The sequence below is a fragment of the Agrobacterium pusense genome (genome assembly GCF_900102105.1).
GTDB classification, from domain to species: domain Bacteria; phylum Pseudomonadota; class Alphaproteobacteria; order Rhizobiales; family Rhizobiaceae; genus Agrobacterium; species Agrobacterium pusense.
The window spans coordinates 21,230-48,160 of sequence record NZ_FNBB01000008.1; the positions used below are offsets into that span (position 1 = coordinate 21,230).

A 26,931-nucleotide genomic window follows, 5' to 3' on the forward strand; every position below is an offset into this window, starting at 1 on the left:
GGCCATGGCATGCGGTAGCCTGCGCTAGCCTGCCAATTGCTGTTGTCGCATCTGCATTTGCATACGGATGCGGCGAATGTTGTTTGCAGTCGAGAGATCCGGCTCAACGCGGCAGGCATAGAGCGGCGCGTCATCTTTGCCGCTACGCACATGCGCTCCGGGATCCGCCGGAATGGGGACAGCTGAAATCTCCCATGGCTCCCAATCAATGACTCGATGCACGGGAATGCGTCCTTCCCGTTCCGTTTTCTCCACCGCATGAATGCGATAGCCAACCGAGATATTGGAAACGCTGCCTTCCTTAATCTTCGCGACCCGATCGACAGCATCGGCCGCAGTAGAGAGACGAACCTTTGCGACACCAACGCCGCCCTCTATTCTGGCCGAACCTTTTACGACCGATCCAATAACGTCAGCGAGACTCCAAGTTCCGTGCGTATCAAGGAAAGGAGCGCCGGCATTAAGCCGATCGAGCCGGATTGCGTTCGGTGAAACGACAAGCTCTTCATCAAATTCACCATCGATCCAACTGACCCGCCGGACTGGGGCGCCCGTTGTCCAGACGACATCAATTGTATTATCAGCCTCATTGAATGAAGCCGCCCGAACCTCCGCATCGCGGAGAAGCTGGGGCAACCGGATAATGTTACTCATTTTGCGCTCCTTCCGCCGCAGGTGGCGCGGCACTTGTTTTTGCCCCAGCAGCGGGCCTCCGTGGGTCGATGTCGAGCAGCACGTTGTTTGCGTCTGCAAATTTGAAGAAGGCGTCGAAATCGCTCACAACTTTCCGCCAGTCGTGGCCCCATGCAGAGATGAACGATTGCGGCGACATTCGCCCGGCTCGAACAGCAAGAATATCGGCCTCAAGGTCCTTCTTCGGGTCGATCGGTTCGATGGCAGGCATGACGTGATCAACTCGATACCCGTCGCGGCGGGCCGGTAGTTTTCCCGACATAACCGCAAGTTCTTCAAACCGACGATCAACCTTCCGGCAAACCGAGGGTACAAATATGTGCCACTGGATTTGCTCAACGAGACGCCGAAATTCGATCTTTCCTGCACGCAGCGAGGAGTAATTGGCTTGTGTGAGATCGCCCGTCAGCTGATCGTAGGTGATGCCAGCACCGGCTGCCATCGCCCAAAGTCCAGCCTTATAGGCCTCGCCGAACACAGACTGAGACGACGGGTTGGCAAAAACGATATCAGCGTCTCCGATATCCTGAATCTGTCCCGGCTCGATGCGCGTAACCTTCGAGCCATCTGCGTCCTTTTTCGGCGCCAGCGGGTTTGAGGATCCCGGCTGACGTTTCAGAAATCCCGCGAAGCTCGCCTGCGTTCTCTGCTGGACAATGGCCGCCTCCATCAGATCCTGTATTTCCTTCGCGCTCAAAAGGATCGGTGCGAACCATGAAATGCCGCGCAGCTGCCCCAGCCTCAATGGACGGTAAAGGTGACAAAGATCATCCCACGGAACCAGACTGGACATCTTATTGCCGAATGAAAAACCACTGTCGCCAGGATGGGAAGGATGGAGATAAAGACCCTCTCGGGCATTCCAGTCACCAAGCTTGACGCCGAGACGGACATTATTTTCACCGACCATGACACTGTCGCGAGACGTATCTATCAGATCGCCCTCAAGCCCAAGAAGCCGCAGGGGGACCGTTTTTCCGGCCTCTTCCAGCTTGATTGGAAGCAACCGCAAGACGCTGTCGCCGCCTTCCGCCATGGATCGCAGGACCAATGCCTGTTGACCGCCATAGTCCAGGACTCGCTCCACGTCAGAGCTTTGTTCCCACTCCTCACGAAGAAGCCGATAGCGATTGTCGATCCGATCAGATCCGGTATTCGGGATCGATAAAATACCAGTGCCAATGACGTGAGACGTCAGAACATCCAGAATACGCTGCCCCGCCCAACCGTTCCGAACGAAGTCACGCGACCTGTCGCGCAATGTGGACATTGCTGCCGCAACCTCGGTCGTTGCTGAAGTCCCCCGTGATCGCCACCCTTTGTTTCGGCGGCCAAACTGGGCAGCAGAATATTCCCGCTTCTCAAATGAAGTGAGCATCTGCCGCGCTGCGGCACGGCTTACGCCGGACACGGGATTGAAGAATGATATGACCTTGTCGAGGACGTTCATCAGTATCCACCTCGGTACTCAGCGAACATCGCGCCATCCGGTTCGCCAGCCCCCTCAAGTTCATCCTTGATCAGTTGCCGTACCTTCAGCATCTCGCTAACGCTCGGATATTCCACCTCATGTGTCTGGAACCGAACCTTTTTGGCGCCGGTGGCGATCGCGTTATTGATTGCGTCGAGGTCCGCCTGCGTGAATGCCATGAGCGTCAATCCCAGAATGATACGGGCTGGTGCCAGTCACCCCCCTCTGTTTCGTCCGCGTCGAATTCCGCAGTTGCCTTCGCAGCACCTGAGGACGTCTCGACAATTGCCTGTTGAACGGCGAGTGGCGCCGGAGCGAACATGTCTGCCCGGAAGACCTCTTCGGGGACCCCCCGCATTGCGACAAGTCGCTGCCATTCTTCCGGCGTCATGCGCGAAATACCGAGATAGTCCCCAAGCGCATCACCATAGATCTCGCAGTCGAGCAGATGGTTTTCGTATCCAATACGAGGAACCCACTTCTGCTGGGTTTGCCCCTTGCCTCTACCTTTGCTTTTGCCTTTGCGGCTCTCGACGCCAAGATACTCGGACGTGATCTGCTTGAAATATTCCTCGTCCATCCAGTCGCCGAAATGACAATAGCCGGGTGGGTCAACGTCATGCCCGGCGGCCCTGCCCTCCTTGCGGAGATTGGAATAGAAAGCCCCTTTTAGTGACCATGTTCCAACACCCCAGACCATCACGCCATCGCGGATGCGCTTGCCGTTCCAGTTGATGTCCTGCGGCGTCGGCTGCCCCATAGGCGGACGCGACCATCCATCGAGGCCTTTGAGGCAGAAAACACCAGCCTTACCGCGCGCCCAGGTGTAAACGACATGGGCGCGGTAACCGGAGTCGATACCAAAAACATCAACCTGGCGGGTTCTTCCGAAAGCATCCGGCCAATGTTTCTGGCGCAGCTCCTCAAGCTTGAGGAACGCGCCTGCATGCGGATCATCCGTATCACCTTCGATATAGCCAGCGTCCACACGCCAGCTCTGACGATCCGGCCCGTAGGCCTTAAATAGATACCAGATGCCCTTCATCTGAACGTCGGCGGTGCCAACGAAGACGATGCCACCCGCAGGAATTCGGCCTCGCTTCAGATCCTTGGCCCGGCGTTCCATCAGTCTGACGTGGTCGGGAGCGTCGCCCTTCATGTCGAAAGCGAGACCGAGGGTCAGGTTGAAGAAAGCTTTGAGCTTTTGCGGATCGCCATTGCAGCCGATAAAGCGCTCGGCGATCTTCTCCCACGGCACGAACGGAGAAGTCAGTGCATCGAAGTGGTAGGACGGATATGCGCCGGGACGCGAAGCCTCGGGTATCCACTTTCCCTTGCGATACAGGGACACCTTTTCGTGGCTCTGGATGATGGTGCCGCAACATGGTGTCGCGTAGTACGGATCGTAAGGAAACTCGTCATTAAACCGGAAGTACTTCCGGTCGAATACGAATTTGAAATGCGAACCGCAGCCAGGGCATGGCATGTTCCAATAGCGCTGATCGCCGGCCATGAATTTGTCATCGATCTTCGATGACCCCTTCACGGTCGGAGTGGATACGTAAGTCCGCAGCCAGTCGCCAGAGGTGAGGAATGATTCCTGACGGGCCTCGATCATAGCGAATGGATCGCCCTGCCCGTCGAGGTCATCGGGATACTCGTCGATCTCGTCGAGGAACGCCTTTCGGATCGTGGACGAACGAAGATCAGCGGCAGAATTCGCGATAGCAAGTTTCAGTGATCCGCCCGGGAAGCGCTTTGCCAGCGCCGTTGAGCCTTCACCGGACCTGCTGGTTTGGTCACGAACCAGCTTCCGTAGTCCCTCTGTCTGCTGCAGCATGACAGAGAGCTTCTCGCGGTTGAACTCCGCGAGTGCGTTGGTCGTCGGCTGGACGATCATCATGCGGCAAGGATCTTGCGCAATCGAATAAGCTGCCGAGCAGAGCATCAGGGTCGTGAAACCCGTCTGTGCAGATTTCCGAACCGCGATTTCATTATGGCCGCTTTCTACCATCGTCATAAGCAATGGTTCGCGGATGTGCGGTGTCAGGCTGTCATCCCAGGTATCGAGCGCACGAGGCCCATCCGGAACAACAATGGTGCGCGCATACTCGACCGCATCCAGCCGTTCGGGCGGCATGATCGCAGCAGCCAGCGTCGCCGCGATAACCGCGAGCGCAGAACGCTTAAGAGAAATTTGCATTACTCGTCGCCGTCGAAATGGATGTTGATGTTGATGCCGTCCGCTTCGGCCTTGGCTGCTTCGCCCGAAAGTGCCAGCAAGTGCTCGGCAACAAGCTTCCGGAGATCCGCGACCTTCCCGCGCATCACACGGCGAAAGTGCGGCTCACCTTTCCGGCTTGCTTCCATCAGGTCATCAACCCATTGCATCGGCGTGCCAAGATCTCGAAGCACCTGGTCGCAGATCTTAATCAACGCGCCCTCGATGCCGTGCTCGCCTTTAAGCGGAATAACCAAACCACTGCGTTCAGCGAAATCGAGCGCCTTCAGGCGAGCCTCGTACTTTGCCCTGTCCGTCTGGGCATCTCGCAAAGCGGAGTTCTCACCAGAAGCGTCATCACGCTTCGTCTGCGCGCCGATCTCCTTAGCAGCATCCCCAAACGTACCGACGGCACGATCATAAGCCGCCAACTCGACAAGCCGTGACCGTCCCTCTTTGCGGGTCGAAATCCTTCCCTCGGTCTCCAATCGGTTCACCTTCTCGGCAGCCGTCTGCTTACTCACCCCCTTCCGGCGGGCAAGTTCAGCAACGGTAATCCAGAGGCCGCCATCCATCGGCAGGCTATGCTGTGCGTCTGTTGCCATTTGAGTCAGGTCGTCAGCTTTCGAGTCAGGTGAGTCAGGTCAGTTTTTTGCGCGCCGTAACTAGCGAACTTTCGGGGTCGTCCCGGCCCGCATGGGGAGGGGATCGGAGGAGGACCCGTGAGGGGTGGAGGTTCGACCCGGAGGGAGGGGCCTCGGCTGGTCGGCAGTACCCGATGGTCGCCGATCGACTGCCCATACCCACAATGCAAAAAGGCGACCGTCTGGCCGCCTTGTCATTCATCGTCGCATAGCTGTAGCACTGGCCCTGAATCGGTGTCTCGCTTGTGAGACTGTCAGGACTGGGTGCGGGCGTGAAACGTAATCGCCACTAAGAACCGCATCGACCGTGGGCAGATTTGTACTCACACTTTCTCAAGCATTGCAAGCGGCATGTTAAACACGGATGGTTTTCCGAAGATCACGATGGTTACGACTGCGTCTCCGTGCCCACCCTCGCCAAACGCATCAACCGATACCTCGTAACCGACGAACGGACCACTTGTGATCCTGACCTTGTCGCCCTTCTTGATCGCGTCGGATCGACGCCCGTAATCATATGCACCATCTGCGGCCAATTCTTTGAACTCATTGATCGTTTCGACAGTGACCTTGACCGCCTTCTCTCCGCCCATCACGATGCTTTTGACGCCATCGAACGACAGGATGCCACGCAAAGCGTGGTTGTCTGGGAGGCAGTAGACGAACACAATTCCGTTGAAGACGGGCAGTCTGGATGCAGGCAGTCGCCTTCCGTGGCGCTTCCTTTCAGGTCCCATTCGCATGATGACGCACGCCTCTATACCGGCTTCAATCATGGCGTTCTCAACAGCCTTTTCGCGTCCATACTCGACGCGCGCTATTACCCAAGCAGAATCAGACACGGTTCGCGCCCTCTCTTTCGACGCCGATTCGCGTTCATGAGCGACCCTCGCCGCCTCCTGAGCGATGCGATCAAGCTTAAGCATTCCCTTGAGAGAGACGTGGCGCGAGATATCATCAAACTTATGCTGCATCATCGTTCCGTCCCTCGTTCAGTCTGTGTTTGAAGTTTTCGATTGCGACGAACACTGCCTCGTCGAGGTCGTTTACATCGTCAGGCAACGGAGGGAATTGAGCGAACTCCAAGCGCTCAGGAGCAACAGGCCACGGCCAGCACCGCTCCGCATAGGCGCGTTTCCATGCTTCCCAAACCTCGCCACCAACAGCGACCTTCTCGAAATCCTTACTGATCTCGATGATCCGGTTCACCACCGTGAAGCGTCTGCGCTCTATGAGCTGCACAGCCTCCGGCCACCCCTGTTTTTCCTTCTTATCGCGCCAGATGAGGTCGTGCTTTTCGGGCTTCTGATTAACGATATTCTGCTCAAGCGGAGTGAGCGACAACGCCCGAATGGGCTGGAGCAGCTTTGACATGAGCATGGCGCGACCAGCTCGCGAGAACACCGTGAAGGTTTCCGAGCTTTCGGCCTGCGGAGATACCGGCTTGGGCTGGGAGAGCTTCGTCCAGCGTTGTTCCTTCAGGTACTTTGCCGCAGAGCAAAGGTGTTTCCGACCGATCGATAGCGCTGCAGCCTGATACGCCTCCGAATGCTCCAGCGCCAGACCACGCTCATCAGGCGAAAGCGCCAGCCATTCCTTCCGAGCTTCCGGCTCGCTGTCGCTGATCGCCGTTTTCCAGCCGATGAAGAACCGTTTGAACGCAGCTTCCACGGCTTTCGGGTTTTCTTCCTCAATCCTTCCAGCCGCGCCGGCAGGCGTCTCTCTCTCTTTTCGTTCATCAGGAGGCGTTAAAGGAGAGGCGTTAATAGGTGCCGGTCCAGAACAGGCAGGGGGTGCCGACTCTGGGCAGGCAGGGGGTGCCGATATACCGGCAGGGGGTGCCTCGTTTGCGAACTCGGAAGTAGGATCAAATTCCTTTTCGTCTTCCTCATCCCATGCATCAAACGCAGAGCTTGCGACGGCAGAATCGTAGATCACGCGATACCAATGCGCGCTGTCGCGCCCGTTCTGGCTTACGACCTCGCGACGCTCAACAGCCCCGATTTCCACCAGGCGCGCGATAGCTGATTGCACCGTCGAGCGAGAGCAATTGAGCGCCTGGGCAAGCTTGACCTGACTGCGACGGCACCAGCCGTGGCGAGTGTTGGCGTTGCGACCAAGCATGCACAGCACTTGCAGGTCTTTTCCCTTCAGCCGTGGATCCGCGATGATCCAACCGGGAATGATCGATAGTCTTGGCTCGTTCATCTGCCCCTTCCCCTTAATAGCGCGCAGCCGGAAGCCCCAGCGCGATGCGTTCCATACGTCCACGCGCTGCGCCAACTTCCATTCGCAATGATTTGTCACCGTCCGCGCCGCGCTCGCGCCGCAGATCCGTCAGTTCAATTTCGAGATATTCGAGGCCCTCGCGGAACCGGGCGCTCAGCAGCCGGTTGCGGATGGTCATTTCACATGAGAGCAGAACGTCGAGCGGGCACGTCAGTAGCCAGGCCGCCCGCTCCTCGTGCGTTCTGGCCGCCTCCAGTTGCTCAATTCTCGGGATAATCGCAATCATGCCGCCACCGCCGTGACTGCAAGGTGGCCGCAGTTCGCAGCGACAAGCGCCCGAGCGACTGGCGGGCAAACGCTGTTACCCACGCAGGAAACCTGCACTTCTTTCGAGAACTGCACCCATACCGGGGCGTGGCCCTGTGGCCGATCAAAGTACCCGTCTATCTGATAGTGGCGCGGGAATCCCTGAGCATTAAACAGCTCGCGCGGCGAGAGCATACGCATGCCAATATCGACAACAACGAACAGCACGTCATCGATTTCAATGGTGACAAATTCACGTTCATCCCAGACGCCATGCGCCCGCAGGAAGTCCGCAACCTGCCGAGCCCGCGCCGCTTGAGCTTCAGTGAACGGCGGGACATCCACGGTCGCCTCAATGTGTCCGAAGCGGTCACGCGTCGTGATCGTGCGGCATGCGTCATCCTCGCGGGCACCCTCTCCGGTCCCGTAGTAGGATTGCAGATAGGGCATGATGAGACGGCTCTTGCCCTGCCCTTCCGGCATGATTGTCGCGGAAGGCTCCGTGACGCTGTGACCTGTCGAGGTTCCGAAATCTCGCGCGATGAAGGCGGACACAAGCTGCTGATGGCTGCCCGTCTGAGTGACCGTCGACAGCGCCTCATCCAGTGAGCGCCCCGGATTGACACCGCCCACGCGCCGGCTGTCATTGTTGGCCTGCGCCATGTAGCCGACGAGAACGGAATTCTGATCTTTTTTGCTGGCGGTGATGGTATGCGACTGCCCATCCACGGGACGGCAAGCGCCGCCCTGCTGAGCATAGGTCAGAACCGGCGCCAGCAAGCCGAGCGGTGCCGCACCGCCGGGACGCTTGATGTAGCTGTTTGCCGTGATCGTCGGCAGCTGATCGTCCATGGCAACACCGGTTGCACCAGTGTTGAACCGCTGGACGGATGGGGAAATCAGCGCATGTTTGACGCCGCCGGCGACGACTGTGCCAAGCGGCTCGTCGAGGCTCATGCATCGTGGCGCCTGCCCATCTCGCTCTCCATAGCCGATCTGGACGAGAAACGGCCTCTTGGCCTTCAGGACGAAACGATCAAACCCACGGGCAACGCGTGCTTGCGAGGCATCGGCAATTGGCCGAACCGACCGAACACCGAATTTTTCCCAGATCTCGGCAGACGAGTCGAAGATAGACGGGCACGGCAGGCTCCAGTCGATCTCATCGGCCATGATCGGCCAGGGAAGCTTGCGACCGGCGATGACGTCAGCATCGTCTGGCGCTCCATGCGTTTTTTCCGGCCATACAATCGGCTGGCCGTCGAAACGCATGATGACAAAGAGCCGCTTGCGGATGGTCGTGGCACCGTAATCGCGCCCACGGATCTCGCGGCTTTCCATTTTCGCGCCGAGCTGACGCAGTTTCTTGCACCATTTCTGGTAAGTTTGCCCCTTGCGCTCCGGATCCGGCCGCAGACCCTTCTCGGTCTGGATCAGCGGGCCATAGTCCTTAAACTCCTCGACATTCTCCATGATGACGACATCGACCTTGCCGCCGCTCTGCTGGATGCGCTCGATCCAGCCGGGAATGATCCAGCACAGGTCGCGAATGTTGCGCTCAACCGGTTTTCCGCCTTTCGCCTTGCTGAAATGTTTGCAGTCCGGAGAGAACCAGGCGAGGCCGATATGCTTGCCGCGCAGGTGATCGAGTGGATCGATCTTGTAGACGTTTTCCGAGAGGTGGATGGTCTCAGGATGGTTTGCCTCATGCAGCGCCAAAGCCGCTGCATTGTGGTTGATGGCGTAGTCAGGAGACCGGCCGAGAGCCTGCTCAATACCAGTCGAGGCGCCGCCGCCACCAGCGAAACTATCGATGATGTAAGGTCCATGCGGACCCAGTGCGGGCACCGCGACAGAATGCCGAAGGTCAAAAATATTTCCCGGGTAAGCGTTCATGCCGCACCGCCTTCCGGCGCACCGGCCTGATTTCCCCAAAACTCCCATTTTCCATTCAGGCGCACGTCGCCATCCGCGAGACTTTCGCGGCGCTGGAACATTTCGAGCTTGGGCAATGTCGGGTAAAGCCGATCGATCTGCTCAGCGAACCACACCGGCTTTCGGCTATGCGGCCCCTTCTTTTCGGAGTACAGGCTGGGCGGCTGCGTTCCCATCTCTGGCGCAAGCGAGATCTTGCCGCGCTTGCCGATCAGGAGAATTTCCGCACGATCGCGAACCCATCGGCCCATGCCAATATCGATTTTGTCCCATACGATCGCGGAGACAAACTCAAAGCCCCACGCCCGCATCACAGCAATACCGTCATCGAGCCGGTTCATCGGCACCCAGAAGAAAAGAACGGCGTCAGGCGTGAATGGCGACTTGTCGCCGGCGCAAAGCGCCATGATTTCTTCCAGAGGCATCGAGGGATACATCAAGCCCTTATCCTGCCCCGTTTCGTCAGACCACGCCTCCTGCTGCCAGGGAGCGTCGACGTAGCCGACAGGGAACGCAGCGCGAGGCAACTCACCAGGCGAAACGCGGCCCTTGGACGCAATGGCGCTGACGAGCTCGTTGCGCACAGTCCGGTTGATCTTCATTGTTTCGGTGCGGATCTGCTTTGCTTCATCCTGCACCCGGCGACGCTCGCGCAATGCGCCGTCTATCCAGACGATTTGCTCCTCTGGCGAGAGCCGTTTCAGTCGGTCTAGTGTCGCGCCGGTATTCAGCGGAGTTCCAGAGACCATGCGCAGCGCGCGCTCACAGACCTTCTCGCCACGCTCCGCGTCGCGCTGGATGGCGCGCTCCGATTGACCAGTTGCCTCCGCAGTGGCGGCAGTAAACCTTTTTGCCTCGTCGTTTTTCAAGTCGCCAATCTGGCGACTTGATCGATCTCCGCCGTGCGCCGTCTCTGGATGCTTCAGGAGATAGATTTCCTTGCGACGGAAGACAAACAGTGCCCGGTCGGCGGGCGTCAGGTCGCTACGGATCAGGTTCTCGTCGATTTCCCAAAGCTCGCGATCAAGCGCGTCACCCTGGTAATGGACGCAAGGCACGGTTTGCTTGCCGAGGCGACGCATTGCCTCAAGTCTGTGCTCTCCGGCGGATAACTCGACAGTCTCGTCGGTCTCCAATCCGTAGACCGAAACCGGATTGCGCAGACCATGCTCCGGTATCGACACCATAAGCGCCGCGACCTTGTCCTCGTCGAGCGTCCGCAGTCGTTTGCCCACGATGATAGACGAGATCTTCCGCTCCACCCCGGCGCTAACTTTTTGCGCCACGCCAGCCTCGTCATATCCCGAAGTCGTCGGATAGAAACGCCCAGAGACCTTCGGATCTCGCGCCAGATAACCAGCCATATGCAGGATAGTCGCCGATTTGCGATCCGCTTCGCTGGCAACATCGAATTTGCCGTTAGCGCAAGCTTCCGCGAGGATTGCCTGCTTTCTTTCTCCCTGAATCGTCATCGCAGCCCCTCATCCATGCCGAGGGCCACGAGATAGACGTCCAGAATCGAGAGCTCCTCGGCAAGCTTCTGCGGGTCCTTCTTGCGAATGCGCAGAATGGTGCGAATGGCCTTGTTGTCGAAGCCCATGGCTTTCGCTTCGGCCATCACTGCTTTTTCGTCATCCTTGATGACTTCCTTCTCTTCAGCGAGGCGCTCCATGCGCTCGATGAAGGAACGCAGGTGCGACGCTGCGACCGGCTCGCTTTCCAGCTTGTCTCCGGGGCGTTCGCCTGCGCGCTTTGGCTGATGAATGGCGTACGGATCGAAATCATCGGACATTAGTGGGCCCTCATCAGTCGATCGAGGTAAGCCTGCCCCATTCCGGTCAGCCGAAGCTCGGAACCGCTCTGATCGATCTGGACGTATCCAGCCTTTTTCAGTTCCGCCGCCAGCGCGCGAGCCTGAAACGAGGCACGGATCGTACACTTGCCACCGGCCGCACGAACTTCGCGCAGCATTGCGCGCGCGGCGTCCGATATCGACGTCAGGGTCAGAGCGCTTTCACTGGTTTTCAATGTCCTGCCTCCTCGACAATGCGGCAGACCTCGATCTCGTCGAGGCCAAGCTCCGTTGCGATTTCATGGGTGGATCGACCGGCGCGCCAAAACTCCAAAACCCGCGCGGCGCGGGCCTCCTTGACGAGCTTCGAACGGCTTGTTTCGGCCATGCAGAGGCTCATCGGTCCGGCCTCTGCGGTGCATTCACCATCAGGTCCTTCAGTTCACGGATAAGCTCGTGAACTTCCTTGGTGATGCGCTTGGTTACGGCGGCAGTGCCGAGCGTGCCGCTCTGCTTGGCCTCCTGAACAACCTTGATGACGTCAGCGAACTCCGACATCAGGTCCATCATGTCGGTTTCATTGATGGGCCGCGCCTCAGGCTGCAACTCGTCGTCCACGACAAGCTTGAAGCCGAGCTTGCGCGCCATGGCGCCAACAATGACAGGACTTTTCGCGCGGCGGTCCGCCTCGACTGCAACATCGATCGGGATAAGAGCTTCGCTGTTTTCCTCGTTGAAGCTCGCATACTTCGACAGCGTCGAGACATTCACGCGGGTCAACAGCGGGAAATCGGTCACACCGCCGCCCAGCTTGTAGCTTGCCTCGGTTGCACCCTTCAGGCTGCGGATTTCTTCTTCGGAAATAGTGCGCACGAAAACACCCCTGAAAACGCGTCAAGGAAAGAAAATCGGAAAAGGATTCGGTGAAGCCCGCGCGGGCGCGGCCTATTCGTTGCTCATCAGATCAACCACAGCCGCGCCACATCAGCGGCGACGCAAGCTGGAGTGACAACAATGGTGACAATGAAAGAAAAGGGCCGCCGGAGCTCGGAGGAAAAGCGTCACGGCGGGTGCGCGGAGAAGAAAGGAAGAACTCTCGCGCAACAGGAAAGGCGATCCGGACGGAAGGGTCCGCAGGCGTGCAAAGCCTCTTCCGTCCGGTATCCCGTGCGCGCTCTGCCAGGAAAGCGCCGGGATTGGTTGCAGCGGCAGGATTCGAACCTGCGACATTGTGGGTATGAACCACGCGGGATGACCGCTTCCCTACGCAGCGGAAAAGCTGGAGCACCGTCATTCTGCGGCCTCCAGGGGGCGAGGAACAGCGTTCGGCCAATCGCATCCATCGGGCCAGTTGCTGCTGAACCAGCTAACAACCTCGTCATACTTTTTGGCGGTGAAGGTCTTCCCGTCTCTGATTCGGGAGAAGAAGCGACTGTCGGCAGCGCAATGCCTGCCTACCGTGGACTCGCCAAGAGCCTTGGCCTCACAAAAGGCATTCGAAAGCGTCAGCAGATGATCGGCGAGTTGCGTTTCCATGCCGCCCTTATAGTGGGATGCATCCCACTTTGCAATAGGAAACATCCCATTCGCGTTTGGAGGGGGAAATTTCCTATTATGCAGGCATGAGCAAGCTCCAAGAAATCGCGATCCAACGACTGAATGAACTCGACCTGGGACCCGTTGAGGCCGCGGTGAAAGCCGGCCTGGAACGGACCTTCCTGCGGGACTTAGTCGACGGCAAGAAATCCACGGTCACGCTGAAGAAGATGCCCGACCTGGCGCGAGCACTTCAACTGGATGCGGACGCGCTGATGAGAGGAGAGGTTGTTCGACTAAGTCATCCAGACGATGGCGCGGCGCCCACCGCGACAAAGCCGAACGCAAGCTTTCCGCCAAGGTTTCAGAAATTCGAGAGCGACGGCTACATTCCGCTTCTGGGGCAGTCTATCGGCGGCCCAAATGGCCGCTTCATCCTGAACGGGTCTGAGGTGGGCCGGCTATTCGTTCCGCCGATGCTGGAAGGCGTTGAGGGTGCATACGCTGTGCGGGTCTACGGCACATCGATGGAGCCTCGCTTTAAGGCCGGAGAGACGGTTTGGATCAATCCGAACGAGCCTGTCCGTGCGGGCGACGATGTAATCGTCCAAGTAGCGACTGACGAAGAAAATCAGCGCGAAAGCTATATCAAGGAGTTCCGCTCACAGTCGAGCAAGGTCACGCGACTTTGGCAACACAACCCAGACGAAGGCGAAACAAATGAGGTGACATTCCCCTCTTCGTCTGTGTTCTCGGTCCACAAGATCGTGTTTCACGCAACAGTCTGAGCGACTGGCAATTCAATCCACTTCGGTCGGATCGTGAGGTTCCTCTGCGTCGGAGGAACCTTCGGACATTCTGAACACCGGATCTTGCGGCAAAGCTGCATGTAGTTATGCACCCCTAAGGCGGCCGCCTCCCTCAGGTTTCGATATCCAAGCAACCGCGAGTGCCCGCAGTCATCACAGGCGACGTAGAGCGAATCCAGCTCGATGACCAACCGCATGGCGTCTGGGTGGCTGACTGGCGGCGTTGCCATATTCCTCTCCTGTTTGTTCTCATTTCGTTCATGTTAAAAAGACATGACTCAATCAGAGAGTCGAGTCGAAAGTGATTCGTTTTTTTCGCCGTTTCGCAAACCTCTAATTTACAAAGGAAATTTCGGGTGCTCGTGGGATCACTCAACGCCGGTAGGATGCATCCCACTTTTTGATCTTGCAAAGTGGGATTTATCCCACTATAACGTCCCCATCCGAGCAAACCACATGGCCCGGACAAAGACCGGACGGCACCCTTTCCCCTCGCCTCGATGCCGTCCGGTCTCCCTTCAACGGATGGAGACCGGCATGAATGTCAGTGCGATGAATGACAATGAAAAGATCGAAGCGATGGCCGCCGCGATGCGCCGCTTCGGTGAAGGCTGCACCCGCGAGCAGCTGAACCTCTATTTCCTGAACTCCGATATCGACCGCTTGCACGAACAGGCGCGCATGAAGGCGAACGACGACGCGCTTCTTGAAGCCGCCTGACACGTCCGTTCCGGTTTCCGCCTCGTCCGAGGCGGTTTCCCGAACGGATGGAGACAGACATGGCAAAGCCATCACCAGCACAGCGCCGAAAGGCAACATGCGGACCCGCATTTAGACAATCGTATATTGATGACGGCTGGACGGCTGGCGCACCTCACATCATTTCCGCCTTCAGTCGACTGAGAGCCGCATCGGAGATCCGCAAGCGTTATGTCGCAGGTCGAATGAGAGCGAACGATGCGTTGCGTCTCTCCTACATCACCCTCCTCCATGCGCGGAAGGACCTGCACAACGGGCGGCGGCTGACGCCATTGCCCGCCTGACACGTCCGCTCCGGTTTCCGCCTCACGCGAGGCGGTTCCAGAACGGATGGAGGCCAACGTGACCCAGATATCCCCCGCATACCCCTTAGCCTGCAAGAACCTCGGTACCTTTCACAAGGTCAAGCCAGCACCCTATTCCCGCATCACTATCGTGAGCATGACAGGCGCCGCCTTTCTGGCGCTCCTCATGGCTGCATCTCTGTGCGGCGTCCGTGTCGTCGAGGTTGAGCGCCAGCTTGAACAGGCGACGCGCATATGATCCGGCTCGTTCTCCTCAGAATCCGACTGGACGAAGCCGCCGACGCCATGCGCGATGACATGGTCGAGCTTTGCAAGATCGACGTGTTCGTCATCACGCTCAGCGCATTCCGTGCGCCGCAGATCAACCTTCGCAAGCAGGAGGGCGTCTGGCAATGAGCGCCGAGATCTTCACCCTGCCCGTTCGCAGGCCTCCCGTACGCCTCGTCTTTTCAGCAGGTGGTCCGCGCAAGACGGAAAGCGACGTGTTCGTCGAGCGCCAGCTCGCGGAAGCAAACTCGCACCTGATCGGCGCGCAGTCCGACATCGCGCACGCCTTCAAGGTCGTGACCAACGGCAGAACCCTGCCCGAACACGACGCCACGATGATGGGCGACACGCTGGAATCGGTCCTGCGTGCCGCCGTTCCCCTTCTCAATCTCTCCGGAGCCAGCAACCGCGACCGCGATCTTTCGCGCGCCGTTCGCCAATGGCTCCAGGTCAACGGGAGCCTAGACCATGACTAAATCCGCGATCGAGCGCGAAGCGCGCATCCTTCAGACCCTCGTCGGCTCTGTCTTTACCATCGCGATGGTGGCGGGCATGCTGGCTGGAGTGATCTGACATGCGCCAGAACAACAAACTTGGCGGCACGAAGCTGCCGTCCGCCGTCATGCTCACTCGCTGCGCGCAGATGGGCATGGGCCGCGCCCAGATCGCCGACCACTACAGCGCCAGCATCAAGCGCGTCACGACGCGGCTGCGCGAGCTGGGCGTCGTCGCTCCGCTCTATGGCAAGACATGGCGCGAGGCGCGGTTCAATTTTGACACGGTCGTTGTGCGCCGTTTCAGCAGCAGCATTACCCTGCCCTGCCCTGCGATCTATGCGGCCGCCTTGGAGAGTCCCCATGGCTGACACCACGGCGATCTCCTGGACGGATTACACCTGGTCGCCGTGGACCGGCTGCGCACGCGTCAGCCCTGCATGCGATGGCTGCTATGCCGCACAGCTGATGGACACCCGCATGCATCGCGCCCAGTGGGGCGCGCCGGGGTCCGGTGAAGGCACCCGCAGTATCATGTCCGAGGATTATTGGAAAAAGCCGCTCGCGTGGAACCGCAAGGCCGCAAAGGCTAACGCTGCCCGCCCGCCTTTCGTGTTCCCGTCGCTGTGCGATCCCTTCGACAACGCCGTGCCCGCGGAGTGGCGGGAGCGCTTTTTCCAGTTGATCGACAACACGCCTTTTCTTGTCTGGCTGCTGCTGACGAAACGCATCGGCAACATCGAGAAGATGACGAGCGGGAAAACCATGCCGCGCAACATCGCGATTGGCGGCACGTTCTGCAATCAGATCGAATGGAGCCGCGACTGGCTGAAGCTGCAGCGCGCGAAGGAAGCGACCGGCGCTATCTTCTCATTCGGCTCCTACGAGCCTTTGCTGGGAGCAATCAGGTTCGAAGGCACCACATTGCCTGACTGGCTGATAACCGGCGGCGAGACCGACCAAGGCACGCACAAGGCGCGGCCCACGCACCCAGAATGGTTTCGCATGATCCGCGATGCTTCGGCCGCCGCAGGAAAACCCTTTCACCATAAGCAAAATGGCGAATGGGCGACGGGCTTCTTTGAAGATCTCGGCGACGTGGCCGTGTTCAAGCCGGACGAACCGGGCGTGAAAGTGCCTGCGTTCGCCAAGGCCGACACCCACTGGTTTGACGACCGCGAATGGCCGGATGGTTGCGGTGCTGTCCGCGTCGGCAAAAGAAGATCCGGCCGCACGCTCGATGGCATCGAGCACAACGCTTTTCCAGAAATCGAAGTTGCGACAGTCAGCGTTCGGCATTGCCCCGCGCCGCCTGCACTCACCCCTTAACGTCTGAAACGAAAGGCCACGGGAATGATCAGCCAAACGACGGCATCAAAATACGTCTCCGTTGAAGCCAAGGAACTGGCATCGGCGCTTAAGCTGGCGAACTCGATTATCGAGGTGCGAAACACCATCCCGATACTGAACGACATTCGCCTCAACTACGGCAAGAAAGGCTTGTCCGTCGAGGCAACCGATCTGGACCTGCATGCAACCATCCACGTCGACGAGATCGAGGGCGCTGGCGCCTGGTCGCTGTGCATTCCCGCTCGGTTCCTTGCTGCCGTTGCATCTGCCGCAGGAACCGGATGGGTTCACATTGAGCCCGCTCAGGTCGAGACGAAGAACGAAAAGACAGGCGCCACGTCGGTCCGACACAGCGCCGAGATCCGCGTTGGCGTTGCCTCTTACACGGTGGAGGCGCACGCGCCGGAGGACTACCCAACGATCGCAGGCGAAAAGGCCGGAATGGTCGAGCGCTTCACCAACGGTCATTTCGCGCTTGCACTGAAAAAAGTGTCCGGCTGCATCTCAACAGAGGAGACGCGCTATTACCTGAACGGCGTCAACTGGGCATCCACGCCGAACGGCAGACGGATGGCCGCCACGGATGGTCACCGCCTGGCACTCTGCAGGTACGCAGCGAACGAAGACGAAACCGCCTTCAGCTACATCATCCCACGCAAAACCGTGGGCGTGATTTCCCAGTACCTCGCCAACGCCGACGTAGAGATCTTCTCCGTAAGCAACGGCAACAAGATCATCGACACCGTTCTCGAATTCAAGGGGCCGGGACTCGTCCTGCGAAGCAAGCTTATCGACGGCACGTTCCCCGATATCGAGCGGGTGATACCGAAAGAGTTTGCCCACCGACTTGAGATCCGGACCGACGAGATGCTGCCGGCGATCCGGCAAGCTACCGCTATTGGCGGCTGGCGCGGCTCAGCAATCCGGCTGCACGGCGTTTCGGGAAAGCTGCATGTCGAGGTGAAAAACGAGGAGCTGGGCACCGCTAAAGTATCCACCTCCTGCGACTGGCCGGATGATCTCGCACCGATCGGCGTCAACAGCCGCTATATGGCCGACATGGTGAAGCGCTGCCAAGGCTCTGTCGCCATGCAACTGAATGGCGATGGCGGCCCGATTGCCCTTGCAGATCAGGATTCGGAAATGACCCGGCTCCTCATGCCGATGAGGGTTTAGACATGAACCAGCTAGCGACAGTAGACAGCGATATCGCTTTACGACAAGGCGCTTTCTGACTGGAAGCGGGTGACACGCACAGCGCTGGCGGACGGCGCCCGCACTCGCACAGAGGTTCTTTGGGTTAACCCGGCCTGCAAAGATCGTCTTCATTCATACGAGATTCCACTTGGATTGGAGGGCGCAGCATGAGCGTCTACGTAGATGATGTGCGTCACAAGTTCGGAAACATGGTAATGTGCCACCTCTGGGCAGACACCGATGACGAACTTCTGGCAATGGTGGACAGGATTGGCGTCCAGCGGAAATGGATACAGGGCCACAAAACTCTGTCCTTCGGTAAACACCGCGATGCCTCTTGGGTGCATTTCGATATTTCGCTCTCAAAAAAGGCGCTCGCAATCGCAGCGGGCGCCATCCTGACCGATGAGTTTGGCCCGGTAATCCACACGAGTAATCTTAAAATCGTCTGGGGAGAGGCGAATAATCGACCCGATATCGTCGAGCGAGCACGATCGATGATTATCCAAATCGAGGAAATCCGCACCGGCAGAGCAATGATGGCCGAGGAGGCTGCGGAGAATGAGCAGCGAGGTCTATTCTGAAATGGACCTCGACGAAGCCAAGCGCACATACCGAGAAGCCAGGGAGCTGTTGCCACTCGTCTCTGACGACTGGGAGCGGACTTACAATCCCGCGACCAGCCAGGCCGAAATCTGCCAGCGCGATGACATGACCGGCGAAATCTTTCCGATCGTCATCATCCGCCCGGATTGTCCATACCACGACGGCCAGCTCGTCGAGAAATCACTGACGTATTTCCGCGCGCTGATGATGGTGATTGATGAAGCCTTCGCGAAGATCCGCAGGCTGGAGAGCCAACAGCAACCGGCGCAAACGCCGCCACAGCCCAAGGAAAAGGACTTCCCGGCAGAGTGCGCGATGCTTTGCGGGAAGCAGGACTTCCGCCGCTATCTCATGCAGTGCCACGATCTCGCAGACGCGGCCGACGACGAGCGGGTCAACACTCGCGTGCGGCATATCCTCAACATCCGGTCTCGGGCCGAATTGAAAACAGACCAACAGGCCGCAGCGCGCTGGAAGCGACTGCGCCGGGATTATTACGCATGGAAGGACGGCCGATGACCGTCTTTACCTACCAGGGTGTCACCATTGAGAGACTTGAGGAAATGCTCGTGTTCGCCGCCAAGGTCGTCGACGTGAAGGGGCCGATTGCGCAACCGTTACTCGACCGTGTCGAGCGCGAGTACCTAGCGGCGATAGAAGCAAAAAAGAGAGGCTCCCAAAGCGACCGCATCCGCAATTTAATAGGAGCCAATCGGGCTACAATTTAGATACAAAATTGACTACACGACGCCCGCAATATTCTGCCACCGCATACTAACTATCTGATTTTCATACCAGACGCCGTTGCGAAAGAGTTAGATCCTACACCGGCCCGGGGAGCCATTTTTCTCAAAAGCGTGTCAGCCGAGCGAAGTGCAGCTGCAATTCGCCCGACGTGACCTAGAAGTTTTCGTGACTTCCTTCTCTGCGGCCGTCAGGCCATCAGCTTTTCTTGACCGCCCGTTTTGTTGCCTTCGTGGCGTTGGTCAATGCCGGTGGATCGCTGGCCGGAAAACTCTCCTCAAGGCTTTCGGTCAAATCGTCTTCCTTGTTCTTGTCCGTGGATTTCTGCTCTTTCTCCAGCGATTTTACCGCAGGAGATTTCACCTTTGCCGAATTGGCTTTTTTCGTGGGCGACTTTTTTGCAGGCCCCTTCTCCCCTGACGCGGTGGCGGAAGTGGACTTCTTCACGCCATTTCCGCTTTTGCGTTTTGCCGGTTCCGCCTCCGCGGAGATTTCCCGTTCCGCCTCGATCCAGTGTCTTTCATGATGCCCGTCGGGTCTTCCTTCCCTCTCCCATATTGCGCGCGCTTTTTCACGGATTGCGGCTTCGCGGTCGTGGCTCATAACGGACCTCCCTCTTTGCGTTGCACCAGCTTCAATTGTGCCATTGAAAAAACAAAAAATGCCAGAGTTAGTTCCGCATCGACCTGCGACGAATGAGCATTTTGGCGAGAAAGGGAACCGGCATCGGCTGCCGAGCGTTTGGCCCGCAGAAACCAGCAGGAGATCGCTTCATGAACACCCCGCAGAAGCCGAAAACCGAACCGCTTGATATTGAAGACGACAACGTTGCGCGTTTCGAGACAGACAGCGAGTTGAAAGACAAGGAAGGCGAGATTTATCCGGACGAGAGCATGAACCTGCGTGCACGCCGGCAGGCTGCAAGGCAGCACGAGGATGCTTTCATTGTCGCCACCGATCTGGAGGACGACGACCAGCGCGAGGCGGCGCCAGGCACGAGAGAACAGCCTTAAAAGGAAAAGGCGGGTCGAGGCCCGCCTTTATCAAGGAAATGCAGGGAATTTATCGCCGAACCGAAACGATGGCCTTGCGGTTAAAATTCGAGACCTGCACCCTGCCCGATTGGTTGCCGCCCAGGATTTGTGCGGTCTTGCCGCTCATGCTCTTTAGAATACCAGCATGATATCCCCGGCCGTTGCGGATGACGACGACATCACCGGGCTTTGCCTGGCCGACCGGGACGGCATAACCGAAGGAACTCCAGGATTTCGCAAATCCGTAGGATTTGGGTGATTGCCGGCCGGCCTTGCTGGCTACGGCATGCAGGAAAAGGCCGCACCACGGCGTACTTCTCGGATTTGCCCCAAGAATGTTCTTGAGGCTCTTGTTGTTCTTGGACTCATGCAGCCCGGTGTATTTCTCAGCCTGGTTCAGCATGCCAGCCGAGGCCGGTGCCACGACTGTAAAAGACAAGGCAACGGATAGAATTAACGCGGATACTCTCAAACGTCTCGCCCTTATGTTAGCGGGCGTTCGTGTATTGTGACAATTTAGCGACAATTTGACGAGAAATGGGCAGAAATCAGACGCCTATTCATGCGGGCTGATCTGTCATTGCTTCAGAACAGGCTGCCCTGCGCATCATCCGCACGGCTACGGCCGGCATTTTCAAGGTCCAGCATCCGCAATTTGGTAGTGGTTCCGCCCGGTGCGGAGAAGCCGCCAAGCCTGCCACCTGCGGCAAGGACCCGGTGACACGGAATGATCAGCGGCACCGGATTTTTCGCCATTGCCTGGCCGACGTCACGTGCTCTCTCCATGCCAAGACCGAGTGTCTTCACGATGCCGCCATACGTCGTCGTGTTGCCCCAACCGATCTGTCGCGCGACGGCATAGACGTCGAGAAAAAATCGTTCCTGCCCGGCGAGATCAAGGTCCACGGCCTTAAAATCGATTGCCTCACCGCCGAAATAACGGGTGATCATCGCAATCACCTCACGTGTCCGCGTCTCGGGAACGGCGATGGAGGCGGACGGCAGGCGCTTCTGAAGGAGCTTTTCCGTTTCGCCGGCGTCCGCTCCCGGCAATTGCAGACGCACGATACCTCGCCCCGCCCATGCGAGGCCGCAATGGCCAAGCGCCGTTGGAAAAACAATATAGCCGTAGTGGCTGCCCATCACCGTCACTCATTCGCCTTTTCGCCTGCACGATGCCATATCCCGCATTCGAAACAACCCGTTTCCTGCCGCACAACAAAAAAGCCACCCGTTTTGGGCGGGTGGCCTTTCACACGTCAGTTCCAAAATCGGCTCAGGATGCGATTTTTTCCGGCTCCTCAACGAGGCAGCGCGCCTGCCGGCTGGCGGCGACGAAGGCCGTGCGGGCTATCTCTCCCGCCACATCGCCCATGAGCGAGGCGCGGCACAGGCGAAGCGCCTGTTCGTGCGCCTTGTCTCCCCGCTCGGGCCACTCATGCTGGAGAAAATCGAAGGCTTCGTAAACGCCTGTGAAAATTCGAGGGGCACCGTTTTCAAGGGAGATGGTAACGGGCTTTTCCCACTTAACGTCATTCAGCAACATTGATTGCACTTCCATGCTCTATTAACCCGCGACAAACGCTGGCTCCTCCAGTTGGTTCCCTTCACCTGCGGTTTCAAGAGCGAAAAAATAACCCTCGAGAAACCATGTGTCCCATCTTTCCATTCTAGCCGATTTGCGGAACAAAGCGTTTCAACACTCGTTCAAACGGAAGTGAACCGGGCCCTCCCATGCAGACAAAAGCCTCTCCCGTCATCGTGTGGTTCCGCAAGGACCTCCGCCTTTTGGACAACCTCGCTTTGCTTGCGGCGGCCGACCATAAAGGTCCCGTCATCCCCGTCTATATCAGGGAAAAATGTTGCGGCGCGCTGGGGCGTGCGCAGGAATGGTGGCTTCACCACTCGCTCACTGCGCTTCATGCCGCGCTCAAGAAAACAGGCAGCCGCCTCGTGCTTGCCAGCGGCGACGCCGAGGAGGTTTTGCGCAGGCTGGTCGCGGAAACCGGCGCAGACACCGTATTCTGGAACCGCCGCTATGATCCTGAAGGTATTTCGACCGACAAGGCCCTAAAACGCGTGCTCCGGGATGAAGGCCTGACGGTACGAAGCTTTTCCGGACATCTGCTGCATGAGCCATCGAAGCTGCAGACGAAATCCGGTGGTCCCTACCGGGTCTATACACCGTTCTGGCGCGCTCTGGAGGGCGGCGAAGAGCCCCACGCGCCTGCGGATGCGCCAGACAGACTCAACGCGCCCAGGAATTGGCCAAGATCGGAAACGCTCGACGAATGGCAGCTGCTGCCCAAAGGGCCTGACTGGGCAAGGGAGTTTAGCGATATCTGGACGCCTGGCGAAGACGGGGCCCGGGAGAAGCTCTCCGATTTCATTGACGGCGCACTGAAAGGTTATGAAGAGGGCCGCGACCTGCCGGCGAAGGACGCGACTTCCCGGCTTTCACCGCACCTCGCATTAGGAGAAATCTCACCCGCCACCGTCTGGCATGCCACGAAGGGACTTTCCCGCCACATCGCCTCAAACGATATCAGCCGTTTTCGCAAGGAAATCGTCTGGCGGGAATTCTGCTATCACCTCCTGTTTCATTTTCCCGAGCTGGACGAAAAGAACTGGAACGACAGTTTCGACGCCTTCAACTGGCGGGACGATGACAAATCCTTCACGGCCTGGACGCGCGGCATGACCGGCTATCCGATCGTGGATGCCGGGATGCGGCAACTATGGCGCCACGGCACGATGCATAACCGCGTCCGCATGATCGTGGCGTCCTTCCTCATCAAGCATCTGCTGATCGATTGGCGCAAGGGTGAGAAATGGTTCCGCGATACGCTCGTGGACGCCGATCCGGCCTCCAATGCCGCCAACTGGCAGTGGGTGGCGGGTTCGGGAGCGGATGCCTCGCCATTTTTCCGCATCTTCAACCCTATCCTGCAAGGCGAAAAATTCGATGGGGACGGCGATTATGTCCGCCGTTTCGTACCGGAGCTTGCAAGGCTAGAGCGCAAATATATTCACAAGCCCTTCGAGGCCCCGAAAGAGGTGCTTACCAAAGCGGGCATCACGCTCGGGGAAACCTACCCGAACCCCATTGTCGACCATGGCAGGGCGCGGGAGAGAGCACTTGCTGCCTATGCCAGAGTGAAGAAGAAGACATAAAACTGGGTATCGGCAAAATTTTGCGTGGCGAAGCCGAAGCCGGGAAGATAATTTCTTGCCTTGAAGCGGTTGTACCGGGACATAACGGCACCTAATTTCCGCTCAGACAAGAAGGCTCAATCATGACCATTCACCCCTCTGCGCTCAGTGCCATCGGCAATACGCCGCTCATCCGTCTGAAAGCTGCTTCTGAAGCGACGGGGTGCGAAATCCTCGGCAAGGCGGAATTCCTCAATCCTGGCCAGTCCGTAAAGGATCGCGCCGCGCTCTACATCATCCGCGACGCCGAAAGGCGCGGACAATTGCGCCGGGGCGGCACCATCGTGGAAGGCACGGCGGGCAATACCGGCATCGGCCTTTCGCTGGTCGCCAATGCGCTCGGTTACAGGACGGTCATCGTCATTCCCGAAACGCAGAGCCAGGAAAAGAAGGACGCGCTGAAGCTTCTCGGCGCAAAGCTGGTCGAAGTCCCGGCAGCTCCATACTCCAACCCGAACAATTACGTGAAAGTATCCGGCCGGCTAGCGAGACAGCTTGCGGCGACGGATGAAAACGGCGCGATCTGGGCTAACCAGTTCGACAATATCGCCAACAGACAGGCTCATATCGAGACCACTGCTCCCGAAATATGGGACCAGACGGATGGCAAGGTCGACGGTTTCATCTGCGCGGTCGGCTCCGGCGGAACGCTGGCGGGTGTGGCGGACGGCCTTCGCGATTTCAATCCCGACATCAAGATCGGCCTTGCCGATCCCGAGGGAGCGGCCCTCTACGAATTCTATAAGAATGGCGTCCTGAAATCGGAAGGCACCTCCATCACGGAAGGCATCGGGCAAGGGCGCATCACCGCCAATCTCGAGGGTTTCACACCGGATTTCTCCTATCGCATTCCGGATGCGGAAGCGTTGCCCATCCTTTTCGATCTGGTAACGAAGGAAGGCCTGTGCCTCGGCGGCTCCACCGGCATCAATATCGCTGGCGCGATCCGGCTTGCCCGTGAGCTTGGTCCGGGGCATACAATCGTGACGATACTTTGCGACTACGGCAATCGTTATCAGTCGAAGCTCTTCAATCCAGAGTTCCTGCGGTCCAAGGGCCTTCCCGTTCCGCAGTGGCTGGCGACGAAAACCGATATTTCGGTTCCGTACGAAACCGTTTGAGGACATGCCGAAATGCCTGTGAATGCCCTGTTCCGTGACGATTTTTATCTTTCCACCGCAGAAGCGATCGTCACGGCGGTGCATGAGGACGGCGGCATAGAGTTCGACCAGACCTGTTTTTATGCCACCTCGGGCGGCCAGCCTGGCGATACCGGCTTTCTCGAGCGCGCTGATGGTTCGCGCATCGCGCTCGGCATTACAAAGCATGGCGCCGACAAGAGCGTCATCATCCATGTCCCGCTTGAGGATCAGCCGTCTCCTGAAGTCGGGGAAAAGCTGACGCTGCATGTGGACTGGCCGCGTCGTTACAAGTTGATGCGCATGCACACGGCCTGCCATCTGCTCTCCGTCGTCTGCCAATGGCCGATCACGGGAGCAGCCGTTGGTGAGGACGAGTCGCGTGTCGATTTCGACATGTCGGAGACCATTGACAAAGACGACGTAACCGCCAGGCTGATGGAACTGGTGAGAGCCAATCATCCCGTTTTCCTGCAATGGATCACGGACGAGGAGCTTCAGGCCAATCCCGGCATTGTCAAATCCAAGAATGTGCGTCCGCCAATGGGCCTCGGTCGGGTCAGCCTCGTCTGCATCGGTGAAAATTCCAGCATAGACAGCCAGCCCTGCGGCGGCACCCATGTATCCGAAACGCAGGAAGTGGGCGATATTCACATTGCCAAGATAGAAAAGAAGGGCAAGGAGAACAGGCGGTTCCGCATTCGTTTCGGCGCGCCTGAAGCTGTTGCCTGAGATCGGGAGAGACATCGTGAGCACGGATAAGAGCCGTTTCGTCGTTTCGGCGGACTGGGTTGAGAAACAGCTCGGCACGCCCGGGTTTCGCATCGTCGATGCCTCCTGGTATCTGCCGGCGCATAAGCGCAACGGCGCAGAAGAATATGCGGCAGGTCACCTTCCTGGCGCCGTGTTCTTCGACCAGGATAAAATCGCCGATCACACGACCGGCCTGCCGCACTCCCTGCCCTCGCCTGAATTTTTCGCGGAACAGGCCGGCGCGCTCGGCCTCAGCGAGACCGATACGATCGTGGTCTATGATGGTCCGGGCTTCTTTTCCGCACCCCGCGTCTGGTGGATGCTGCGGGTAATGGGCGTGCGCAAGGCCTATGTGCTGGATGGCGGACTGGACGGCTGGAAGCGCGAAGGCCGGCCGCTGGAAACCGGCGCGCCGGAAATTGAGCCCACAACCTTCACACCCGATTTCAACGAAAAACGTGTGACCTCGCTTGGCACCATGCGCGGTATTGTCGACAGCGGCGAAAAGCAGATTGCAGATGCTCGCGGTGCTGGCCGCTTTACCGGCGAGGAAGCCGAGCCGCGTGCGGGCATGCGTTCGGGCCATATGCCCGGTGCACGCAGCCTGCCGGCGACAGCCTTTTCCGAAAACGGCCACTTCAAGGACCTTACGGCAATCCGCAAAATGGTGACCGATGCCGGCATCGATCTTACGAAGCCCGTCGTAACGAGCTGCGGTTCGGGTGTAACGGCAGCCGTCATTACCCTGGCGCTGGAATCGCTCGGTCATCAGGACAATTCTCTCTATGACGGCTCATGGTCGGAATGGGGCGGATTACAGGACACGCCGGTGGTTACCGGTCCGGCGGATGCGATCCCCACGCTGTCGCACGGCCCATTGAAGGCGCACGTGACGCAGCTCGAAATGACGGCACCGCCGAAGGTCAGCCTGCCGATCCCCGTCAACATCCAGACGGCGCTGATGCGGGTCAACAATATTCCCCTGCATTTTTACCGCTATCTGTACTGGCGGGTTGGAAAGCGATGGCATTGGCAAAAACGCATGCGCATGAGCGATGCTGAACTTTCCGCCATCCTACGCGATCCGAAAAACAGCGTTACGGTTCTTTATATGAACGGTGCGCCCGCCGGTTTCTTCGAGCTGAACAAGACAAGCGACGAGGTGACAGAGCTTTCTTATTTCGGGCTGCTCGAAGAAGCGATCGGCGCTGGTGTCGGCAAGTGGTTCCTGTTGCAGGCGCTTTACGCCGCCTGGCAGGACAATCCGCAGCGGGTGACGGTGACGACCAACACGCTCGACCATCCGCGCGCCTTGCAGCTCTACCAGATGATGGGCTTTTCGCCCGTGGGCACCTATGAGGCCTGGGTGGAGCCGTTGGCCGATACGGAGCTCCTGGAGATATCGCTACGCAATTGAGGGGTAGCGGTTTACGC

At 58.4% G+C, this 26,931-nt stretch carries 35 protein-coding genes and 1 tRNA gene; 16 read left to right on the plus strand and 20 right to left on the minus strand.

The window, feature by feature from the left end; genetic code table 11:
• Positions 1–24: 24 nt before the first annotated feature.
• The 16 genes from BLU28_RS17395 to BLU28_RS17465 all read right to left on the minus strand — a co-directional run bounded on the left by BLU28_RS17395 (position 25) and on the right by BLU28_RS17465 (position 12,827).
• Positions 25–654, minus strand: a complete 630-nt coding sequence (locus BLU28_RS17395) for an HK97 family phage prohead protease (protein ID WP_077987824.1) — start codon at positions 652–654, stop codon at positions 25–27.
• A complete protein-coding gene (locus BLU28_RS17400) occupies positions 647–2,143 on the minus strand; it encodes a phage portal protein (RefSeq protein ID WP_077987823.1) in 1,497 nt (498 codons plus the stop codon). The genes BLU28_RS17395 and BLU28_RS17400 overlap by 8 nt, the downstream gene beginning before the upstream one ends.
• Positions 2,143–2,343: a phage head-tail joining protein gene (locus tag BLU28_RS17405; RefSeq protein ID WP_077987822.1), complete on the minus strand. Its 201-nt coding sequence runs from the start codon at positions 2,341–2,343 to the stop codon at positions 2,143–2,145. The genes BLU28_RS17400 and BLU28_RS17405 overlap by 1 nt, the downstream gene beginning before the upstream one ends.
• A gap of 5 nt (positions 2,344–2,348) precedes the next feature.
• The gene (locus BLU28_RS17410; protein ID WP_077987821.1) at positions 2,349–4,367 is read right to left on the minus strand and encodes a phage terminase large subunit family protein; all 2,019 of its coding nucleotides are present in this window, start codon (positions 4,365–4,367) and stop codon (positions 2,349–2,351) included.
• A complete protein-coding gene (locus BLU28_RS17415; RefSeq protein ID WP_077987820.1) occupies positions 4,367–4,990 on the minus strand; it encodes a winged helix-turn-helix domain-containing protein in 624 nt (207 codons plus the stop codon). The genes BLU28_RS17410 and BLU28_RS17415 overlap by 1 nt, the downstream gene beginning before the upstream one ends.
• 362 nt (positions 4,991–5,352) lie before the next feature.
• Positions 5,353–6,006: a transcription termination/antitermination protein NusG gene (nusG, locus tag BLU28_RS17420; RefSeq protein ID WP_077987819.1), complete on the minus strand. Its 654-nt coding sequence runs from the start codon at positions 6,004–6,006 to the stop codon at positions 5,353–5,355.
• On the minus strand, positions 5,993–7,237 hold the full coding sequence (locus tag BLU28_RS17425) for a helix-turn-helix domain-containing protein (RefSeq protein WP_077987818.1): 1,245 nt from the start codon (positions 7,235–7,237) through the stop codon (positions 5,993–5,995). Before BLU28_RS17425 ends, nusG begins: the two co-directional genes overlap by 14 nt.
• Positions 7,238–7,250: 13 nt before the next feature.
• Positions 7,251–7,544, minus strand: coding sequence for a hypothetical protein (locus BLU28_RS17430; protein WP_077987817.1), 294 nt, complete (start codon positions 7,542–7,544; stop codon positions 7,251–7,253).
• Positions 7,541–9,460: a DNA cytosine methyltransferase gene (locus tag BLU28_RS17435; RefSeq protein WP_077987816.1), complete on the minus strand. Its 1,920-nt coding sequence runs from the start codon at positions 9,458–9,460 to the stop codon at positions 7,541–7,543. The genes BLU28_RS17430 and BLU28_RS17435 overlap by 4 nt, the downstream gene beginning before the upstream one ends.
• Positions 9,457–10,971: an MT-A70 family methyltransferase gene (locus BLU28_RS17440; protein WP_077987815.1), complete on the minus strand. Its 1,515-nt coding sequence runs from the start codon at positions 10,969–10,971 to the stop codon at positions 9,457–9,459. The genes BLU28_RS17435 and BLU28_RS17440 overlap by 4 nt, the downstream gene beginning before the upstream one ends.
• A complete protein-coding gene (locus tag BLU28_RS17445) occupies positions 10,968–11,291 on the minus strand; it encodes a DUF2312 domain-containing protein (RefSeq protein WP_077987814.1) in 324 nt (107 codons plus the stop codon). Before BLU28_RS17445 ends, BLU28_RS17440 begins: the two co-directional genes overlap by 4 nt.
• The gene (locus BLU28_RS17450) at positions 11,291–11,527 is read right to left on the minus strand and encodes a hypothetical protein (protein ID WP_077987813.1); all 237 of its coding nucleotides are present in this window, start codon (positions 11,525–11,527) and stop codon (positions 11,291–11,293) included. The genes BLU28_RS17445 and BLU28_RS17450 overlap by 1 nt, the downstream gene beginning before the upstream one ends.
• The gene (locus tag BLU28_RS26365) at positions 11,524–11,679 is read right to left on the minus strand and encodes a hypothetical protein (RefSeq protein WP_175477707.1); all 156 of its coding nucleotides are present in this window, start codon (positions 11,677–11,679) and stop codon (positions 11,524–11,526) included. The genes BLU28_RS17450 and BLU28_RS26365 overlap by 4 nt, the downstream gene beginning before the upstream one ends.
• A gap of 8 nt (positions 11,680–11,687) precedes the next feature.
• Positions 11,688–12,164 (minus strand): phage regulatory CII family protein, encoded by a 477-nt coding sequence (locus tag BLU28_RS17455; protein ID WP_077987812.1) that lies wholly within the window; start codon positions 12,162–12,164, stop codon positions 11,688–11,690.
• Between the two features lie 324 nt (positions 12,165–12,488).
• Positions 12,489–12,564: transfer RNA gene (locus BLU28_RS17460), tRNA-Met, on the minus strand.
• Between the two features lie 17 nt (positions 12,565–12,581).
• Positions 12,582–12,827, minus strand: a complete 246-nt coding sequence (locus BLU28_RS17465; RefSeq protein WP_077987871.1) for a hypothetical protein — start codon at positions 12,825–12,827, stop codon at positions 12,582–12,584.
• Positions 12,828–12,913: 86 nt separating this feature from the next.
• Between BLU28_RS17465 and BLU28_RS17470 the strand changes: the two genes are divergently transcribed.
• From BLU28_RS17470 to BLU28_RS17520, 11 genes are all read left to right on the plus strand, one after another.
• Entirely contained in the window at positions 12,914–13,615 is a 702-nt protein-coding gene (locus BLU28_RS17470) for a S24 family peptidase (RefSeq protein WP_077987811.1), read from the plus strand.
• A 558-nt stretch (positions 13,616–14,173) separates the two neighbouring features.
• Complete coding sequence (locus tag BLU28_RS17480; RefSeq protein ID WP_077987809.1) at positions 14,174–14,356, plus strand: hypothetical protein; 183 nt, start codon at positions 14,174–14,176, stop codon at positions 14,354–14,356.
• 381 nt (positions 14,357–14,737) lie between these two features.
• Entirely contained in the window at positions 14,738–14,938 is a 201-nt protein-coding gene (locus BLU28_RS17485; RefSeq protein ID WP_139190408.1) for a hypothetical protein, read from the plus strand.
• Positions 14,935–15,096 (plus strand): hypothetical protein, encoded by a 162-nt coding sequence (locus tag BLU28_RS26370; protein ID WP_175477708.1) that lies wholly within the window; start codon positions 14,935–14,937, stop codon positions 15,094–15,096. The genes BLU28_RS17485 and BLU28_RS26370 overlap by 4 nt, the downstream gene beginning before the upstream one ends.
• Positions 15,093–15,443: a hypothetical protein gene (locus tag BLU28_RS17490; RefSeq protein ID WP_077987807.1), complete on the plus strand. Its 351-nt coding sequence runs from the start codon at positions 15,093–15,095 to the stop codon at positions 15,441–15,443. The genes BLU28_RS26370 and BLU28_RS17490 overlap by 4 nt, the downstream gene beginning before the upstream one ends.
• Before the next feature lie 98 nt (positions 15,444–15,541).
• Complete coding sequence (locus BLU28_RS17495; RefSeq protein WP_077987806.1) at positions 15,542–15,832, plus strand: hypothetical protein; 291 nt, start codon at positions 15,542–15,544, stop codon at positions 15,830–15,832.
• Positions 15,825–16,790: a DUF5131 family protein gene (locus tag BLU28_RS17500; RefSeq protein WP_077987805.1), complete on the plus strand. Its 966-nt coding sequence runs from the start codon at positions 15,825–15,827 to the stop codon at positions 16,788–16,790. The genes BLU28_RS17495 and BLU28_RS17500 overlap by 8 nt, the downstream gene beginning before the upstream one ends.
• 24 nt (positions 16,791–16,814) lie before the next feature.
• Entirely contained in the window at positions 16,815–17,987 is a 1,173-nt protein-coding gene (dnaN, locus tag BLU28_RS17505; protein WP_077987804.1) for a DNA polymerase III subunit beta, read from the plus strand.
• Positions 17,988–18,175: 188 nt separating this feature from the next.
• Positions 18,176–18,592, plus strand: a complete 417-nt coding sequence (locus BLU28_RS17510; protein WP_077987803.1) for a DUF4031 domain-containing protein — start codon at positions 18,176–18,178, stop codon at positions 18,590–18,592.
• Positions 18,570–19,133, plus strand: coding sequence for a hypothetical protein (locus BLU28_RS17515; RefSeq protein WP_139190409.1), 564 nt, complete (start codon positions 18,570–18,572; stop codon positions 19,131–19,133). Before BLU28_RS17510 ends, BLU28_RS17515 begins: the two co-directional genes overlap by 23 nt.
• Positions 19,130–19,342: a hypothetical protein gene (locus BLU28_RS17520; RefSeq protein WP_077987801.1), complete on the plus strand. Its 213-nt coding sequence runs from the start codon at positions 19,130–19,132 to the stop codon at positions 19,340–19,342. The genes BLU28_RS17515 and BLU28_RS17520 overlap by 4 nt, the downstream gene beginning before the upstream one ends.
• Before the next feature lie 214 nt (positions 19,343–19,556).
• Here the strand turns inward: BLU28_RS17520 and BLU28_RS17525 are convergent, their stop codons facing one another.
• On the minus strand, positions 19,557–19,961 hold the full coding sequence (locus BLU28_RS17525) for a DUF2934 domain-containing protein (RefSeq protein WP_077987800.1): 405 nt from the start codon (positions 19,959–19,961) through the stop codon (positions 19,557–19,559).
• Between the two features lie 170 nt (positions 19,962–20,131).
• Here BLU28_RS17525 and BLU28_RS17530 point away from each other — a divergent pair, with 170 nt between their 5' ends.
• Positions 20,132–20,371 (plus strand): hypothetical protein, encoded by a 240-nt coding sequence (locus BLU28_RS17530; RefSeq protein WP_077987799.1) that lies wholly within the window; start codon positions 20,132–20,134, stop codon positions 20,369–20,371.
• 49 nt (positions 20,372–20,420) lie between these two features.
• Here BLU28_RS17530 and BLU28_RS17535 read toward each other — a convergent pair whose 3' ends face one another.
• From BLU28_RS17535 to BLU28_RS17545, 3 genes are all read right to left on the minus strand, one after another.
• Complete coding sequence (locus BLU28_RS17535; RefSeq protein WP_004441240.1) at positions 20,421–20,864, minus strand: TIGR02594 family protein; 444 nt, start codon at positions 20,862–20,864, stop codon at positions 20,421–20,423.
• A 113-nt stretch (positions 20,865–20,977) separates the two neighbouring features.
• Positions 20,978–21,535: a methylated-DNA--[protein]-cysteine S-methyltransferase gene (locus BLU28_RS17540; protein ID WP_077987798.1), complete on the minus strand. Its 558-nt coding sequence runs from the start codon at positions 21,533–21,535 to the stop codon at positions 20,978–20,980.
• A gap of 133 nt (positions 21,536–21,668) precedes the next feature.
• Positions 21,669–21,938, minus strand: a complete 270-nt coding sequence (locus BLU28_RS17545) for a DUF982 domain-containing protein (RefSeq protein ID WP_006697962.1) — start codon at positions 21,936–21,938, stop codon at positions 21,669–21,671.
• A gap of 188 nt (positions 21,939–22,126) precedes the next feature.
• On the opposite strand from BLU28_RS17545, the gene BLU28_RS17550 reads away from it, so the two are divergent.
• The 4 genes from BLU28_RS17550 (at position 22,127) to sseA (ending at position 26,914) form a co-directional block, all read left to right on the plus strand.
• Complete coding sequence (locus BLU28_RS17550; protein WP_077987796.1) at positions 22,127–23,566, plus strand: cryptochrome/photolyase family protein; 1,440 nt, start codon at positions 22,127–22,129, stop codon at positions 23,564–23,566.
• A 122-nt stretch (positions 23,567–23,688) separates the two neighbouring features.
• Positions 23,689–24,726, plus strand: coding sequence for a cysteine synthase A (locus tag BLU28_RS17555; protein WP_006697960.1), 1,038 nt, complete (start codon positions 23,689–23,691; stop codon positions 24,724–24,726).
• A 12-nt stretch (positions 24,727–24,738) separates the two neighbouring features.
• The gene (locus BLU28_RS17560; protein ID WP_077987795.1) at positions 24,739–25,476 is read left to right on the plus strand and encodes an alanyl-tRNA editing protein; all 738 of its coding nucleotides are present in this window, start codon (positions 24,739–24,741) and stop codon (positions 25,474–25,476) included.
• A 16-nt stretch (positions 25,477–25,492) separates the two neighbouring features.
• Positions 25,493–26,914 (plus strand): 3-mercaptopyruvate sulfurtransferase, encoded by a 1,422-nt coding sequence (gene sseA, locus BLU28_RS17565; protein WP_022556006.1) that lies wholly within the window; start codon positions 25,493–25,495, stop codon positions 26,912–26,914.
• The last annotated feature ends 17 nt before the right edge of the window (positions 26,915–26,931 follow it).